The organism is Streptomyces sp. AC555_RSS877 (assembly GCF_019049245.1).
Taxonomy (GTDB): domain Bacteria; phylum Actinomycetota; class Actinomycetes; order Streptomycetales; family Streptomycetaceae; genus Streptomyces.
On the sequence record NZ_JAGMUK010000181.1, the window covers coordinates 80,210 to 95,513 of the forward strand.

A 15,304-nucleotide genomic window follows, 5' to 3' on the forward strand; every position below is an offset into this window, starting at 1 on the left:
AGGGCGCCAGGACCTACCGCCGTGGTTTACCCGGAAAGTCAACCCAGCGGTGAACGCCCGGATGCCCCGCTCCTGAAAAGCTCCCCCCTGATCGCGAGAGACCGCGATCACGACCGTACAACCATGACCGACAGGGGGAACCACCCATGCGCATCCGTACGCTCGCGGCGACCACCACCGCCGTGGCCGCTCTGCTGGCCGGCGCTCCGACCGCGGCCTGGGCCGCACAGCCTTCCGTCTCCGTCGCTGCCGCCTGCTCCATCCACTGGAAGACCAGTGGCGGGTACTCCGGATTCACCGCGGACTACAGCTGGGCCTGGAACACGGTGGTCCAGCAGGGCGCCGTCGGCAACAGCGTCCGTGAGATCCAGTGCCTGGTGAACAACCACGTCTCGCACAACGGGCCGGACCTGGCCGTGGACGGTGACTACGGCGCCGCCACCAAGAGCGCGGTGCGGGCACTTCAGGCCGACTGGAACCGCGATGTGAGCCCCATCGGCGTCGACGGCATCGTCGGCCCCCAGACGTGGCGCGTCCTGCGATCCGCCTAATCCGCAGCACACCGGCCACAACCAACAGGAGAGAGAAAATACAGTGCCAGTTTCTCTGACGAGGGCCCTTGTAAGCGCTGCTGCCGTCATCGGGATCGCCGCTGGCAGCCTTGCGGGTGCAAGTACTGGCTTCGCGGCGTCCCAGCCGGCTGCCAGGCCTGCGGTAAACGTCCAGGACGCCTCCGTGCTCGCGGTGAACAACCTCGGCCTGACCACGACCCAGGCCAAGCACTGGCAGTGCTGGCTGAGTGGATGGGGTTTCGACCCGGGCACGATCGACGGACAGCTGGGCACCGGCAGCTGGAAGGCGGCCCAGAGGTTCTTCAACTACTACGGCGAATACGTCGACGGCAGACTCGTCGTGGACGGCATCGTAGGGACCGGAACAATCAAGGCGCTGCAGAACTGGCTGGACGTGGGCATCGACGGGGTCGCCGGAGCGCAGACAAGGGCCGCTTTTGCGAACTTCAACAACACGAACTACTGCTAGGTCGAACTGACGCACCGCCTGGTCGGGCAGCCATCAGGCTGTCGGACCAGGCCGCATCTGGGCTTCCTCGATACGGCACGGACGTTCGCCCCGACCCGTGAAGCCTTCCTGGACAGCTTTGCAGGCCATGGTCCAGGCGCGGCGAAGGTCTCGCCGATCCGGGCCGGCAGGATCCGACGATGGAGTGCCGTATCAGATGTTGCCCGCCCATCAGTGCACGGGAAGCCAAGCAATCCGATCCGAAAGGTACGCGCATCGATGAAAGCCGAACTCTCCAAATACCGCGCACTGGTAGCAGCTTTCACCCTGGCGGCGGCTGTGATCACTCCGGTGGCAACCGCGAGCGGCGCTCAGGCATACGCGAACTGCGGGAGAACCGCATCCGACCGGGACGGCGGCTCATGGCGTGCCACGGCGAGCGGTGCCCACATGCGTTCCGGCTCCAGCACCGGGTGTTCCAGCAACGGGCTGGCCTACTCCGGAGACGCGCTGGACTACCACTGCTACACCTGGGGCGCGCCGGATTCGCAGGGCTTCACGTGGGCCTGGACATATGCACGGAATACCCGAACCGGCGTACAAGGCTGGCTGCGGAGCGACGTTCTCAGTGACGAACGCAGCTCGGTGTACTGCGGCTTCTGACCGTCGGCAGCCGGACATCGGCCGGCCATGACGACCCCACGCGCGGCGGCCACCCGCGTCGTGTGGGCATGGGCGAGGACCGAGCCCATGTCGTCCCCCTGGGCCGGCAGTCATGCCAGGGCCACCTGCGCAGTCGTCAGGTGTCGTATTCGTCGGGGATGCGCAGGGCGGGGCCGCCGAGGTGGAGGCCGAGGGGGACCACTCGGTCCTTAGGCTCCTCCCATGCCTCTTGACGGCCGAGCGCGGTGAGGTCGAGGTGGGGGTATCCGCTGTGGAACTCCTCGATGCCTCGGCCGAACGTGGAGTAGGTGTGGAACACCTCGTCCCCGACGCGCAGGAACGTGCTGATGCCCGGCCAGTCACCACGCATGCTCTCCGACCATGGCATCCCGGCCTCGGCCATCTCTGCCTCCGTGCGGTGATAGATCTGTACCGGTGCGATCCGGCCGTCGACGGTCGCGTGGAAGTCGTAGTTGAAGTCGTTTCCGTACGAGGAGCACCAGGGGAAGGTCCAGCCCATCCGCTCGCGGAACGCGGCGAGCTTCTCGTACGGCGCGCGGCTCACCGCGACCAGCGTCGTGTTGCGGACGTGCAGCTGCCGCAGGTTGCCGATCTGGTCGGCTGCGGAGGAGCAGCTGGGGCAGCCGGTGTCGCGGGGCTGCTCGGCGCCGTCGGCATCGGTGTCGAAGATCCACATGAATCGGACGCCTCGTCGTTCGTCGCCGGCGCCGAACTCTTCGCCGACGGCGGCTACACCCGCGCCTGAACGACGGCCGGTGGTGCGCATCCGGTTCCCGCGAAGCGGTGGGGCGAGCATCCCAGACCCTCATCGGGGCGGTGCTGCAGGGGCGTGTGTCCTTCCTGGAAACCGCGGGGGTTTCTTACGTGCTCCCGCGGCGTGTTCGTGGGCCCGGTAGGACGCGGAGTCCACGCCCGCCATGGATCAGCCGCCATGGGCATGCCAATCAACAAGGCTGGGGCAGTTACAACATCCGCCGGACACGGCCGGCGGAGCGCTCAGCGGTGGCAGGTGGTGAGGCCCGGGCGCCAGGGGCAGGCGATCCCGGCGAAGCCTCCGTTGTCGACGACATCGACGCTGAGCGTGTCGCCGCCGCGCAGCACCTGACGGTCCTTCACGAGCCCGTCGGCGCCGTCCCGGACCGTCTCGACCAGCCACCGTCCGGGGCCGAAGGCCAGGGGTACTCCGGCCGTGCGGGCGGCGCCGGCGTACACCCCGCTCAGGAACCAGCGGTCGCCGCTGCGGCGGGCGAGGACGGCCTCCCGGCCGGGCAGGCCGGCGAGCAGCCGGGTGTCGTCCCAGGCGGCGGGGACCTGGTCGAAGAAGTCACGGGCGAGCGGCCGGGCGTCGTACGACTCGGGGGTGCCGGCGAACATCTGGTGGCCCGACTCGTAGGCGACACTGAGCCCGGCCTCGGCCGCGTCCGAGTTGGGGCGCAGGCCCACCCGCTGGAAGGCGCCGGGGGTGAAGTCCATGGAGCCGATGACGTTGCGGGTGAAGGGCAGGGTGGTGAGGTGGGCGGCGGTGTTGGTGCGCTTCTCCTCGCCGCTGACGCCCTCCAGGGTCATGACCTGCGGCCAGGTGCGCTGGATGCCCTTGGGGATGGTGGAGCCGTGGAAGTTGACCATGAGGTGGTGGGCGGCCGTCTCCCGGAGGATGACGTCGTACCACTGGAGCGTGGACTGTGCTTCCGAGTCCATGAAGTCGATCTTGACGCCCTTGACGCCCCACCGCTCCAGGGTGGGCAGCCACTGGGCACGTTCCTCGGGCGTGTCGAGGTCGCGCTGGTGGATCCAGACGATGATCCCGACGCCCTTGGCGCGCGCGTGGTCGACGAGTTCGGGCATCCAGCTGTTGGTCTGCCAGTTCGGGTCGGTGGTGTCCCACTCGTCGGCCTTGAAGTACCAGCCGGCGTCGACGGCCTCGTAGGGCCAGTTCCGCTCGGCGGCGTAGTCGACGTACGCCTTCTGCGCCGCGAGGCTCTGACCGGCCTCGCGGCCGCCGGCGAGCCAGGTCCACAGCACCGTGCCGGGCCGGATCCACGAGGAGTCGGCGACCTGGGAGGCGGGGGCGAGGTCGTCGGTGAAGGTGGACCGGGTGACGGTAGCGAGGTCGCCGGTCACCATGGCCCGCCAGGGAGTGGCGAGCGGACCGTCGGTCCGGACCCGGTCGTCGGCGAGCTTGATCCGGTAGGTGCCGGTGCCCTGGTCGTGAGCGAGCCGGGCGCCGGAGTACGCGCCGGTGAGGTCGGACTCGGCGAGCAGGGTGTATCCGCCGTCCGTCGCGAACAGCGCCTGGTGCGAGTACGCGCCGGTGGGGGCGGTCGCGGCGGTGTACTGGGCGAACCGGCCCTCGTTGTCGGCCCGGTAGGTGCCGAGCCATGCGCTCGCGTCGGGCGGCAGGTTGAACGCGGAGGTCTCGCCGAGCACGTCGCCGTACCCGGCGGGCAGGATGTACCGGTAGGCGACGCCGTCGGCGGAGACGCGGACGGCGAGGTCGAGGCGGGCGCCGGAGGAGGTGGCGAACGACAGGCGGGTTTCGTTCATGAGGGCCCGGCGTTCCAGCCGTTTGCCGGACTTGGTCCGGTATCGCTCGTCGACGAGCCGTTCTTTGCGGTGCAGGAAGCGCAGGCCCTGGGACAGGTCGGCCCGTTCCGTGACGATGCCGACGGGCGACGGCTCGATGACCGTCCGGCCGCCACGGGACACCGACAGGCTCAGCGTGCCGGCGGTCGCGTCCAGGGACACCTGCGCGCGGGGTTCGCGCGCCGCTGCCGCGCGCTCGGGGCCGGACACCGACCAGACGCGCCCGGCGGAACCGGCGTCCTGGTCGGCCCGCGCGGGCACGGTCGTGAAGAGTGTGGCCATCAGTCCGGCGCAGAGCGCGGCGACCGCGGTTCTGATCGGAACCGCCATGGGGCCCTCCTGGGGGATGAGGTGGGGTGTCGGTCAAGGTCGTGCCCGGCTCACCGGGGTGCGGGGTGCCAGGCAGGCCGCACGGGGGGCGTTCGGGGGCCGAGGCGGGTGACGTTCGGGGCCAGCCACCATGGCGGCGGGCCCTCGTACTGGTGCGTGCGGACGGCCGCTACGACAGGTCCCTGCGCTGGTGCGTGCGGACGGCCGCTACGGCAGGCCCCAGGCCGGGCCCGGTTCGCTGACGGCGACGGGTGCGATGGTGAGGTCGGGCCGTGTGCCGGAGTGGACGAGCACCTCGCGACCCCGGGGCAGGTCGATGGCGAGGGTGCCGTCGCCCAAGTCCTGGGTGCGGGCCGGGGTGCCGTCGTCCAGCAGCACGGTGAGGGTCCCGCTGAGGCCGTGGCGGAGTCTGAGAGGCTCGCTCGCCAGGCTTTTGACGCGGATGAACCGGGTTGCCCCCGCCTTACGGACGGCGCTGACCAGGAAAGCGCCCTGGGTACGGAAGTCGTGCAGGGTGACGTCCGCCCAGGCGGACGGGACGGCCGGGAACACGCGGATCACGCCGCCCCAGCTCTGGCAGAACATGTCGTGCAGGGACTGCGAGGCGGACAGCGGCGTCTCGATGACCGGACCGGCCTCGGTGTAGTGCGTGTTGGCCTGGCACGGGTAGCGGGTGGTGGGGTCGAAGAACTTTCGCAGGTAGGTGATCGCGGTGTCGCCGTCGCCGGTCATCGCGTACATGGAGGCGGCCCCGGTGTAGCTGTAGCCCCGGTGGGCGGCGGCCAGCGCCTGCCAGCGGACCACCGACTTCGTGATCAGGTCGCGGTTCTCGGGCTGCTCCCAGTTGACGAGGTACAGCGGGTACACCATCAGCAGGTGCGAGTAGTGGCGGTGCGACTGGGCGTACGGGGTGCCGGCGCCGATCATGAAGCCGTTGTCGTCGACCGGGTACGGCGTGAGTTTGGCCAGCACCTCCTGCCAGCGCGGAACCAACTCGTCGTCGACGCCGAGCACTTCCGCCGACTCGATGAGGGTCTGGCAGCCCCAGCGGATCAGAGCGAGGTCGTAGTTGGTGTCCTGCGGTGGCACGACCGGGTATTCGGGGGAGAGCGTGCTCGGCAGGTGGAGCTTGCCGTCGCTGCCCGGGGTGAGGAAGTGCAGGTAGTAGTTGATCGCCCGGCGGAGCACCGGGAAGACCGTGTCGCGCAGCAGCGACTCGTCCATGGAGTGCCGGTAGGACAGCCACACGTTGTGCAGTGCCCAGGTGAGATTGCCGGCTTCGTTACCAGTGCCCGGCATCCCGACGGTGCGGGTGGCGAACATGTCCGAGCTGCGGCCGACACCGGAGCTGTCCGAACGGTAGGCGGCCGGCACGTTGGCGATGAGCTGTTCCTGGTTCTGACGCAGCGTGGTGGCGAGCGAGTCGAGCTCCAGGTGGTTGGCGCCGTGGATGAGCCAGTACTCCAGTTGGACGTTGAGGTTCCACCAGACGGCGGGCCAGGGTGTGGGCTCCAGCCACGGCCCGGAGGTGGCCATGACGGGGCCGCCCGCGCGGCTGGCGGAGGCGACCTTGTAGAGCTGGATCCAGTAGAAGCTCTGCAGGCGCTGATCGGGGAAGGAGACGAAGCTCTTCTGGTAGAAGGCGTGCCACCAGGGGGTGTGCCGTCGTCTGAGGGCCCGGTACGACGCGGCGCGCCGGAGGTTGCGCAGAGAGGCGGCCTCGGCGGCGGTGTCGGAGGGGAAGCTGTGTCCGACGCTGAGCAGCAGTTCGTCGCCGGTGCGGCGGTACGCGGTGGCGGTCTGGCCGCCGCCGATGAGGGGCTGGAGGACCTGCTCGGTACCGTCGTCGGCGGTGCGGGTGGTCCAGGGCGGGTTGACGGTGTAGTCGGCGGGCGGGGCCTCGCTGATGCGCCGGGGGCTGACGGCCTCCTCGGGGTGGAACGTCCAGGTGACCTGTTCGCCGCCGTCGGCCGTCACGCGGGCGGCGAAAACCTCGTCGTGGATGAGTGCGGAGAGGGTGAGGGTGCCCGCGGTGGTGGTGACGGTGCCGGTGAGCTCGGCGTTCCACAGGCTCAGCCGCCAGTCGACGGAGGTGATGGTGCCGACCGGATCGAGGGTGAGGTGTCCGACCGGCAGGCGGCAGGTGCCCCAGCTGCTGCCCAGCTCGGGCCGGTGGTCCTGGACGCGGCCGTGCTGGACGGTGAAGCGGATCCGGTTGGCGCCCGGCTCCTGGTAGACCATGCTGCCGAGCAGTCCGTCGCCGAGGAACGGGCCTTCGTACCAGCGGGTGGGCAGCCTGGTCCACAGCAGGTCCTGGCCGCGCAGGAACGTGTCCCAGGCGCGGTCGGTGGCCATGGTGTCGCGGAGTCTCCAGGGGCGTCTGCCGCCTGCGGCAACTGGCGTGGCGTCTGCCAACTGCTCGGCTGACAAGGGTTGTCCGGCGTGTGCCGTTCCGGGCAGGGCCGCCGCTGCCGCTCCGCCCAGCGCGGTGCCGAGCACGGTTCTGCGGGGCACCGGCGCATGCTTCCCCGGCTGCGAGGTCATCATCGTCCTCCAGACCTGACGGATCATCGATACATCGGGTGTATCGGGAACCTAAGCATGTGCCATGCATCTGTCAATGACCTTAACAGTCCTCTGTTTTCGGCCAGAGTTTGCGCATCGATGGGCGGATTCGGACTTCACGCCCACATCATCATTCTTGGTCGAAGGGCTTGACTCCTCCGATGTATTGGGGTTGCCTGCGTTCGCATTCCGCAGCCTTCTCCCTCACCGGAAGGACACGCGTTGAACAGGAGATCCGTCTTACGCACAGGAGCCGGCCTACTGGCCGGAGGTGCCGCGCTCGCCCTGCCGCCGGCTCCGCTCGCCGGTGCCGCGCCGGCCGCCGACCCGACCGACGGCTGGACGCAGACCGCGTTCACGTACAACTGGCAGAAGCCCTGGAACCTCGACCTCGGCGACCGGCACAGCTACGGCGGCGGCGTCCACCGCATGTGGGTGTACGCCACCGACGAGCCGTTCGAGCAGGGCAGTTCGACCGACCCGCGCACCGAGATGCGCTGGAGGGCCGACTACACCACCGGCAACCACATGTGGGACGCCGACGTCTACATCCCGTCCGGCACCGACGGAGCCTCCTTCGTGCAGACCCTGCGGAGCGTCCGTCCCTCGGGCACCCCCGCCACCGACATCATGCTCAACGCCTACAACACCAACGGCGGAACCGTGCGGCGCTACGACGGCACGGTGCTCAAGACGGGTGCCTACGACACCTGGTTCAACGTGAAGATCGCCCACCAGGCGAGCAGCGGGACCGGGACCGTCAAGGTCTACTTCGACGACTCCCTCGTCCTGACGGTCGACGACCGGGGCCCCGCCACCCGCTACTTCAAGAACGGCGTGTACCACCACGGCTCCGGCCGTGCCGAGGCCCGCTTCCGCAACATCCGCTACTGGAAGAGGTGACCTCAGCGCAGGCAGCCCCGAGCGGGGGTCCCCGGTGTCCCGCAGCAGACCCAGCCGGCCTTCGCGGGCATGGAACTGGCGGGCGGCCGCCACCGGGACGCCACCCCGGATCCACCTCGGCGGGCTGAGCGGCTCGGTCGGCAACCCTCGCCAACCGAGCTGCTCAGCATGGTGTGGGCGTCGTCGTGCCCGCCCGCTAGGAGTCGGCGGACGTGGCGTTGCGTCGGGTCTCCACGAGGTGGATGTCGAGGTACCGGGTGAGGGCCAGCGCGTCCTGGGGCTCGTCGGCCTGGAAGGTGACCCGGCGCAGCAGGCTGACGCCGTCGAGCGCGACGCCTGCGCGGGCGAGGACAAGGGCAAGGACGAGGAGCCACCGCTGCCGCATCGGCCGCTTGGCCTGGGATGGTTCGTTGCGGGCACGTCACGGGTTGATCTCATTGGTTGAGACTTCACCTACTGAGGTGGATCAGGTAAGGCATGCCTTATATGCTGACGCGGCCCCTCCACCCGTTCTGGCGGTCAGGGGACCAGACCACCTCTCCCGCACGACAGGACCCCCATGCGTACGACCTCCCGCGGTCTCTTCGTGGCGCTCGCTCTCACCCCGATGCTGGCCGGCTGCTTCGTGTCCGGAGAGGGCGGCACGGGCGGGGAAGAAGGGGCGGCGAGCAGGCTGAGGGTCGCTCTCGCGGTGCCGCCGGCGCAGGCGCTGTCGCCGTACAGCAATGACGCCACCGTGCTGAGCAAGCTGTCCGTGGCCGAAGGGCTCACCGCGCTGGACAGGAGCGGTGCCGCCGCGCCCGCGCTGGCGAAGTCCTGGAAGCAGGCCGACGACACCACCTGGACATTCGAGCTCCGCAAGGCCGATTTCCAGGACGGCACCGAGATGACCGCCGACTCCGTCGTGAACGCCCTCGACCACGCCCAAGCCGCCGAGCCCAAGCCCCGTGTCCTGAGCGACGTGACGCTCACGGCGAAGGCCGAGGACACCGACACCGTCACGATCACCACGAAGAGCCCCGACCCGGTGCTCCCGCTGCGGCTCGCCAGCCCAGCGCTCGCCATTCTCGCCCCCAAGGCGTACGGCAAGGACGTCACGGTCAGCCCGGTCGGGACCGGAACGGGCCCCTTCGAGATCACGAAGCTGACCGGCAAGACCAAGGCCGCACTGGACCGCTACGACGGTTACTGGGGCGGCAAGGCCAAGGCGCCCGGCATCGACGTGACCTGGATCGCCGACGGCACCGCCCGCGCCAACGCCCTGCGCGGCGGCGACGTGGACATCGCCGAGTGGATCCCCACCGCCCAGGCGAAGCTGCTGGACGACAAGACCCGACACGAAGTGCCGTCCGTACGGACCGACAGCCTCGTCCTCAACACCGGCAGCGGCCTCTTCACCGACCCGGCGCTGCGCGCGGCGGCCCGTGCGGCCGTGGACGGGTCGGCACTCGTCGACTCGGTCTTCGGCGGTTACGCCGACCCCGCAGGGCCTGTTCGGCCCCGCCGTGCCCTGGGCGGCAGACAAGCGCGTCACCGTCACCGGCCGCGCCGAGGCCGCGACCACCGCACAGGTCAGGTCGAAGACGAAGGGCCGGACACTGCGCCTGGCCACCTACACCAACCGCGCGGAACTGCCCGAGGCGGCCACCGTCCTGCAACAGCAACTGCAGAAGGCCGGGTTCACCGCGAAGCAGGACGTACGCGAGTACACGCAGATGGAGGCCGACCTCCTCGCCGGCAAGTACGACGCCCTCGTCTTCTCCCGGGTGACGCTCCTCGACACCGGCGACGCGGTCGCGTATCTGGCGAGCGACTACACGAGCGACGGCGTGTACAACATCGCCCGCCTGAAGGACGCCAAGGTCGACCAGGCCATCAAGTCCGCCGCCGAGGAGAGCGACCCGGCGAAGCGACAGCGGAACATCATGTCGGCCGAGGCGGCGATCCTGCGCACCGACGCCGTCGTACCCCTGGTCCACGAGAAGGTCGTCCAGGGCATCGCCCCCGAGGTCGAGGGCGTGCTCCTCGATCCTCGCGAGCGCTCGCTGATCGACGTCGACACCCGCATGAAGTAGCGGCGTATGAGCGTCAGATCGGTCAGTGCCGATGCCGGCCCGGCCCGGTGGCGCGCGGGCCTCGGTCGCCTCGTGGCCGGGGCGGCGCTGCTGACCGCCGTGGCCCTGCTGCCCTGGCTGTCCGGGAACGACCCCGCGCTGACGGTCCTGCGGGCCCGCTCGGCCGACCAGGACCCGACCCCCGCGCAGCTTGCCGCCATCCGTGAACAACTTGGCCTGGACGACGGGCCGTTCACCCACCTGGCGCACTGGCTGAGCGGGCTGCTCGGTGGCGACGCGGGGACCTCCTGGGTGTCCGGCGAAGCGGTCCTGCCCCAGGTGACGGCAGCCTTCGCGGTCTCCTTCACGCTGATGCTCGGCGCGCTGGTGGTCACGCTCGTGGTGGCCGCTCTGGTCAGTGCCCGCACGCTGTATCTCGGATCGCGGCGGCGGCTGCGCCGGGGGAGAGGGGCCACCGGGGCCGCCGTCCTGGCCGCGCTGCCCAAGTTCCTGCTCGCCTCCCTGCTCGCCACCGTGGGCGGGGTGTGGCTGGGCTGGTTCCCGTCCAGTGGCTGGGCGGGACCGTCGTCCATGGTGCTGCCCGCGCTCGCTCTCGGGGTGCCGTCGGGGGCGATGATCGGCGGCCTGCTCGACCAGGCCCTGCCCGCCGCCTTCCACGAGCCGTGGGCGCGCACCTGGTGGGCCCACGGGTTCGCGCCGGGCCGCATCGCCCGGCATGCGCTGCGTCGCACGTTGGCCGGTGTGCTCCCGCAACTCCTGCCGACCGTCGTGTCGTTGGTCGGCGGTGCCGTCGCGGTGGAGAAGATCTTCAACATTCCGGGGCTCGGCCGCCTCGCCCTGGACGCCGCCATCGCCCAGGACCTTCCGCCCCTGCAGACCGCCGCCCTCGTCCTGGTCCTGCTCGGCACCGCCGCCGGCCTGCTCATCCAGGCCGTGCGTCGCGCTCTGCTCGGCCCGGCACTGCGGGACGGGGCCCTGCCCGCCCTGCACCCGCCGACCCTCCCGCGAAGCCGTCGCAGTCACTGGGTGGCCGGAGCCTGCGCCGCCGCGCTGCTCACCATGGTCATCGCCGGACTGTTCCGCGATCCTCTGCACGTGGACACGGCGGCACGGCTGCTGTCGCCCTCGCCGGCACACCCGTTGGGCACGGATGCGCTCGGCCGTGATCTCCTGGCCAGGCTGGGCCATGGAGCGCTGCGTACCGTGGGCGTGGCCTTCGCGGTGACGGCGGTGTGCACCGTCACCGGGCTGTTGCTCGGCATGGCGGCTCAGGTGGGGGCGGGCCTGACGGAGGCGGTGTCGACCCTGCCGGCCGTCCTTGCCGGCATGCTGGCGACCGCGGTGACCGGCCCGTCCGTGTGGGGTGCCGCGGGTGCGGTCTGCCTGGTCGGCTGGACTCCCTACGCCGCACAGGCCGCGGCCCTGCTGGAACAGGAACGAGCCAGTGGCCACATGCTCGCGTCCCTCTCCTTCGGTGCCGGCCCGGGATATCTGCTCCGCCATCACCTGCTGCCCGCTGCCCTGCCCGCCGTACTGCGCAACGCCCTCCTGCGCCTGCCCACCACCGTCCTCGTACTGGCCTCCCTCGGCTTCCTCGGCCTGGGTGAGCAGCCGCCCACCGCGGAATGGGGCCGCCTTCTGTCGGAGAACCAGCCGTACGTGGAACTGGCGCCCTGGACCGTACTCGGTCCAGCGGGCGCGCTCGTCCTGCTCTCCGTTCTGGCCGTATCCGGTACTGCCGCGGGCCGGAGCAGCGCCCGACGAACGGCCAACCGGTGAGAGCAACACGGCCGGCCCGATGAGCGGTCGCCGCCGCATCGCACACCTGAAGAACCGGCGGGCCCTCTCCCCTCACCACGGGACAAGCTCGTTAGGCTCGCATGATGGGGAGCTTCACCACACATCACCTGCGGGCGCACGACCGTACGCGGTCACCGGTGCAGCGCTTCGGGGCGCTGCGCACGTGCATCACAGAGTTCGCCCCCTACGGGTTCCACGCGACCTATCACCACCTGTGCCGCAGCGCCGGGATTCCGGCCCAGCCCGAGATGGACTCTGAGGCGGTGGCGCGGGCAGTCGAGGAACTGCACGCCGCGCGGGAAGTCTGGCTGGTGCAGTTTCGTGAGTGGCAGGTCCGCCGCCGCGCGCAGAAGGCCGCGGGCATGCGCACTCCCAACCCACCCGAGCCACGACGCCGGCTCTGGTACCCCGATCCGGAGTTCCACCCGGCCGAACCGCTCACGGCAGTCATGCCCCGCATCCTGCGCGCTCCTTCGGGGGATCTGACCGAATGCCCGGTCTGCCGAGCGGACCACGGTACGAAGTCCTGGCATGACGGGTTCACGGCACACGTGCTCTGCGCGGGATGCGGGGCAAGCCTCGCCGGACGGCCCACCCAGCCCGCCCCCGGGGTCGAGGCCGCCCGCGCAGAACGCTGGAACCTGGTCTGGAAACGCCAGGTGTGAGAACGGGCCGCCGCCCGCCGAACGCGTGCCATGATCGCCACGCGCCGACCGCCGGCAGGGAAGAGACGCCGGCCAGTCATTTCGGCCTGGGCAAGGGTTCTCAGGCGTATCCGACGCCGTCAGCCGGTGCGCCGAGCGCGGGTCAGAGCCAGGCCGCCGAGAGCCGTGCCGATCAGCCCCAGTGCCAGGGCCATGGCGCCGGCGACTACTCCGTTGCCGGTGCCGGGGCCGCCGTCGGCGACGGTCAGGTTCACTACGCCCATGACGAGGCCGACCAGTCCGGCCGCCAGGGCCGTAAGGGCCCTGTTCCGCCTGGTGCCGAAGGCGGGACGATGGGCGGAGCGGGCCAGGGCCAGTCCACCCATGACCACGCCGGCCAGTGCCACGACGGCGGCCGTGGTGCCCACCAGTCGCCCGGAGGTCAGGCCGGTGGTGGCAGCCGACTGGACTGCGACGTGCACGGCTGCCGGTGCGGCGAACACGGATTCGACTGCCATGAGAGGCCTCCTGGTCTCCTGCGAAGCGATGTCGCCTCGGTGCGATGCGATGTCGGCCCAGCATGTCCGTCGGGCCCGCCGTCAGTCGTCCGGCGAACGCAGACAGTTCGCGCTGCTGTCGGCGGTCCATACGCCTGCTGCGGGTGCGGCAGACGACCACGCCGGTACCGCGGGCGCGGTAGCCGGCCGCTCGTTCGTGAGCGGGACTCGCCCGTTGTGGCGTCACGGCTAGGGTGCGCGTATGGACAGAAGGCGATGCGGTGTCCCGGCCGGTGTCTGGGACTGGGCGGTCGCCGTCGGCGTGGCGGCGCTGCTGGTGGGCACCGGTCTGGCCGGTGAGAGTTCCACGGCGAACAGCGATCTGCTCGGCTATGCGCTGCTGGCCGGTGGCGGGCTGGTGCTGGCCGCCGGCCGCCGGGCTCCGCTTCTGGTCCTGGCCGCTACCGGATTGTGTGCGGTGGGGTATCAGGCGGCCGGGTTCGACGTGCTCGCGGTCTCCTATCTGGTCGCGGTGTACGGCGCGGTGCGGGCCGGGCACCGTGCCATCACCGTGACGGTGTCCCTCACCACGGTCTTCGCTCTCCACCTCACGGCGCTGGTGTTCCAGGACGAGCCCGTGCGCGAGGCGTTCGGGCGAGGCGGCGGGGTGCTCGAGATCGCCTGGCTGATCGCCGCCTTCGCCGCGGGGGAGGCGGTGCGGCAGGCCGAGCGGCGGGCGGAGGAGGCCGAGCGGACCCGGGAGGAGACCGCGCGACGTCGCGCCGATGAGGAGCGGCTGCGCATCGCGCGGGAGTTGCACGATTCGCTCACTCATCAGATCTCGGTCATCAAGGTGCAGGCCGAAGTCGCGGTCCATGTGGCCCGCAGACTTGGCGAGGAGGTACCGGAAGCGATGCTGGCGATCCAGGAGGCGGGCCGTGAGGCCAGCCGGGAACTGCGCGCCACGCTGGAGGCGTTGCGCGACGACGACACGACCCCGCCGCGTGGGCTCGACGACGTTCCGGCGCTGGTGGAAGGATCCCGGACGTTGGGCCTGGACGCCACGCTGACAATCGACGGGCGGCGGGACGACGTACCGGCCGCGGTGGACCGTACCGTCTACCGGATCGTGCAGGAGGCGCTCACCAACATCGCCCGGCACGCCGACGCCACCACCGCGGTGGTCCGCATCGACTGCCTTCCGGATTCCCTCGCCATACGCATCGACGACGACGGCAAGGCGACATCGGCCACCGCCCCGCTGCCCGGCCTCGGGCTGGTGGGCATGCGCGAGCGCGTCACCGCCCTCGGCGGCTGGCTGCGCGCCGAACCACATGACGGGGGCGGCTTCACCGTCCAGGCCGAACTCCCCGTGGACCGGACGTCATGATCCGTGTCCTGCTGGTCGACGACCAGCCCCTCATTCGCAGTGGATTTCGCGCCCTTCTCGACCTTGAGGACGACATCGAGGTGGTGGCCGAGGCCGCCGACGGCGGCGAGGGTCTGCAACGTGCCGAGGAGTACCTGCCGGACGTCGCGCTCATCGACATCCAGATGCCGGGTGTCGACGGCATCGAGGCGACCCGGCGCATCGCCGCCAACCCGGCCCTGGCCGGGGTGCACGTGGTGATCCTGACCAACTACGGCCTGGACGAGTACGTCTTCGACGCCCTGCGCGCCGGCGCTGCCGGGTTCCTGGTCAAGGACGTCATGCCGGAAGACTTCTTGCACGCCGTACGCGTCGCCGCTCGTGGCGACGCCCTGCTCGCTCCCTCGATCACCCGCAAGCTGATCCACCGGTACGTCACCCAGTCGATCCCCGCAGGAATCGGCACGGGGCTGGAGGAGCTGACCAGCCGGGAGCGTGAGGCTGTTGTCCTGGTCGCGCGGGGTCTGTCCAATGACGAGATCGCCGGAAGCATGGTGATCAGCCCGCTGACCGCGAAAACCCACATCAATCGGGCCATGACCAAGCTTCAGGCCCGTGACCGGGCCCAACTCGTGGTCCATGCCTACGAGTCCGGCCTGGTGACCCCACGCAACTCTTGACCGTGCGTCACGCACAACACCCGCCTCGTGGTGAGCAGGCGAGTCGCCGCGCGGGCTGCGCCAACGACGCGTGCTCGGTCGCGTCCGTGACACGACGTGCTCGCTGCGTCGGAGGCCGCGTACTCAGAGCGCGTGACCTCGCTCGGTTCGGTCG

13 protein-coding genes and 1 pseudogene are annotated in these 15,304 nt (G+C 70.4%); 9 read left to right on the forward strand and 5 right to left on the reverse strand.

The genetic code is table 11. The features are described 5' to 3' along the window. Window positions 1–146 precede the first annotated feature (146 nt). The 3 genes from KUM49_RS38875 (at window position 147) to KUM49_RS38885 (ending at window position 1,683) form a co-directional block, all read left to right on the forward strand. Entirely contained in the window at window positions 147–551 is a 405-nt protein-coding gene (locus tag KUM49_RS38875) for a peptidoglycan-binding protein (RefSeq protein WP_217241660.1), read from the forward strand. 184 nt (window positions 552–735) lie between these two features. Continuing rightward, complete coding sequence (locus tag KUM49_RS38880) at window positions 736–1,041, forward strand: peptidoglycan-binding domain-containing protein (RefSeq protein ID WP_308406952.1); 306 nt, start codon at window positions 736–738, stop codon at window positions 1,039–1,041. 258 nt (window positions 1,042–1,299) lie between these two features. Then, the gene (locus KUM49_RS38885) at window positions 1,300–1,683 is read left to right on the forward strand and encodes an SH3 domain-containing protein (RefSeq protein WP_254402445.1); all 384 of its coding nucleotides are present in this window, start codon (window positions 1,300–1,302) and stop codon (window positions 1,681–1,683) included. Between the two features lie 136 nt (window positions 1,684–1,819). On the opposite strand, the gene KUM49_RS38890 is transcribed toward KUM49_RS38885, so the two are convergent. The 3 genes from KUM49_RS38890 to KUM49_RS38905 all read right to left on the reverse strand — a co-directional run bounded on the left by KUM49_RS38890 (window position 1,820) and on the right by KUM49_RS38905 (window position 7,161). Then, the gene (locus tag KUM49_RS38890) at window positions 1,820–2,380 is read right to left on the reverse strand and encodes a DUF899 family protein (protein ID WP_254402446.1); all 561 of its coding nucleotides are present in this window, start codon (window positions 2,378–2,380) and stop codon (window positions 1,820–1,822) included. Between the two features lie 320 nt (window positions 2,381–2,700). Then, entirely contained in the window at window positions 2,701–4,617 is a 1,917-nt protein-coding gene (locus KUM49_RS38900) for a glycoside hydrolase family 97 protein (protein WP_217241662.1), read from the reverse strand. 207 nt (window positions 4,618–4,824) lie between these two features. Next, window positions 4,825–7,161 (reverse strand): Tat pathway signal sequence domain protein, encoded by a 2,337-nt coding sequence (locus KUM49_RS38905; RefSeq protein ID WP_217241723.1) that lies wholly within the window; start codon window positions 7,159–7,161, stop codon window positions 4,825–4,827. Window positions 7,162–7,404: 243 nt separating this feature from the next. Between KUM49_RS38905 and KUM49_RS38910 the strand changes: the two genes are divergently transcribed. Then, window positions 7,405–8,085 (forward strand): polysaccharide lyase family 7 protein, encoded by a 681-nt coding sequence (locus KUM49_RS38910; RefSeq protein WP_217241663.1) that lies wholly within the window; start codon window positions 7,405–7,407, stop codon window positions 8,083–8,085. A gap of 196 nt (window positions 8,086–8,281) precedes the next feature. Here KUM49_RS38910 and KUM49_RS38915 read toward each other — a convergent pair whose 3' ends face one another. Continuing rightward, the gene (locus tag KUM49_RS38915) at window positions 8,282–8,470 is read right to left on the reverse strand and encodes a hypothetical protein (protein ID WP_254402447.1); all 189 of its coding nucleotides are present in this window, start codon (window positions 8,468–8,470) and stop codon (window positions 8,282–8,284) included. A 174-nt stretch (window positions 8,471–8,644) separates the two neighbouring features. Here KUM49_RS38915 and KUM49_RS38920 point away from each other — a divergent pair. The 3 genes and pseudogenes from KUM49_RS38920 (at window position 8,645) to KUM49_RS38930 (ending at window position 12,625) form a co-directional block, all read left to right on the forward strand. Continuing rightward, a pseudogene (locus KUM49_RS38920) lies at window positions 8,645–10,160 on the forward strand (ABC transporter substrate-binding protein). Between the two features lie 6 nt (window positions 10,161–10,166). Beyond that, window positions 10,167–11,939: an ABC transporter permease subunit gene (locus tag KUM49_RS38925; RefSeq protein WP_217241664.1), complete on the forward strand. Its 1,773-nt coding sequence runs from the start codon at window positions 10,167–10,169 to the stop codon at window positions 11,937–11,939. 104 nt (window positions 11,940–12,043) lie between these two features. Then, window positions 12,044–12,625, forward strand: a complete 582-nt coding sequence (locus tag KUM49_RS38930; protein ID WP_217241665.1) for a hypothetical protein — start codon at window positions 12,044–12,046, stop codon at window positions 12,623–12,625. 119 nt (window positions 12,626–12,744) lie between these two features. Here KUM49_RS38930 and KUM49_RS38935 read toward each other — a convergent pair whose 3' ends face one another. Next, window positions 12,745–13,122, reverse strand: coding sequence for a DUF6223 family protein (locus KUM49_RS38935; protein WP_254402448.1), 378 nt, complete (start codon window positions 13,120–13,122; stop codon window positions 12,745–12,747). A gap of 241 nt (window positions 13,123–13,363) precedes the next feature. On the opposite strand from KUM49_RS38935, the gene KUM49_RS38940 reads away from it, so the two are divergent. Together KUM49_RS38940 and KUM49_RS38945 are read left to right on the forward strand one after the other, a co-directional pair. Continuing rightward, window positions 13,364–14,491 carry a sensor histidine kinase gene (locus KUM49_RS38940; protein WP_217241666.1) on the forward strand — a complete coding sequence of 376 codons (1,128 nt, stop codon included), beginning with the start codon at window positions 13,364–13,366 and terminating at the stop codon, window positions 14,489–14,491. After that, on the forward strand, window positions 14,488–15,150 hold the full coding sequence (locus tag KUM49_RS38945) for a response regulator transcription factor (RefSeq protein ID WP_217241667.1): 663 nt from the start codon (window positions 14,488–14,490) through the stop codon (window positions 15,148–15,150). Before KUM49_RS38940 ends, KUM49_RS38945 begins: the two co-directional genes overlap by 4 nt. Window positions 15,151–15,304: the final 154 nt, after the last annotated feature.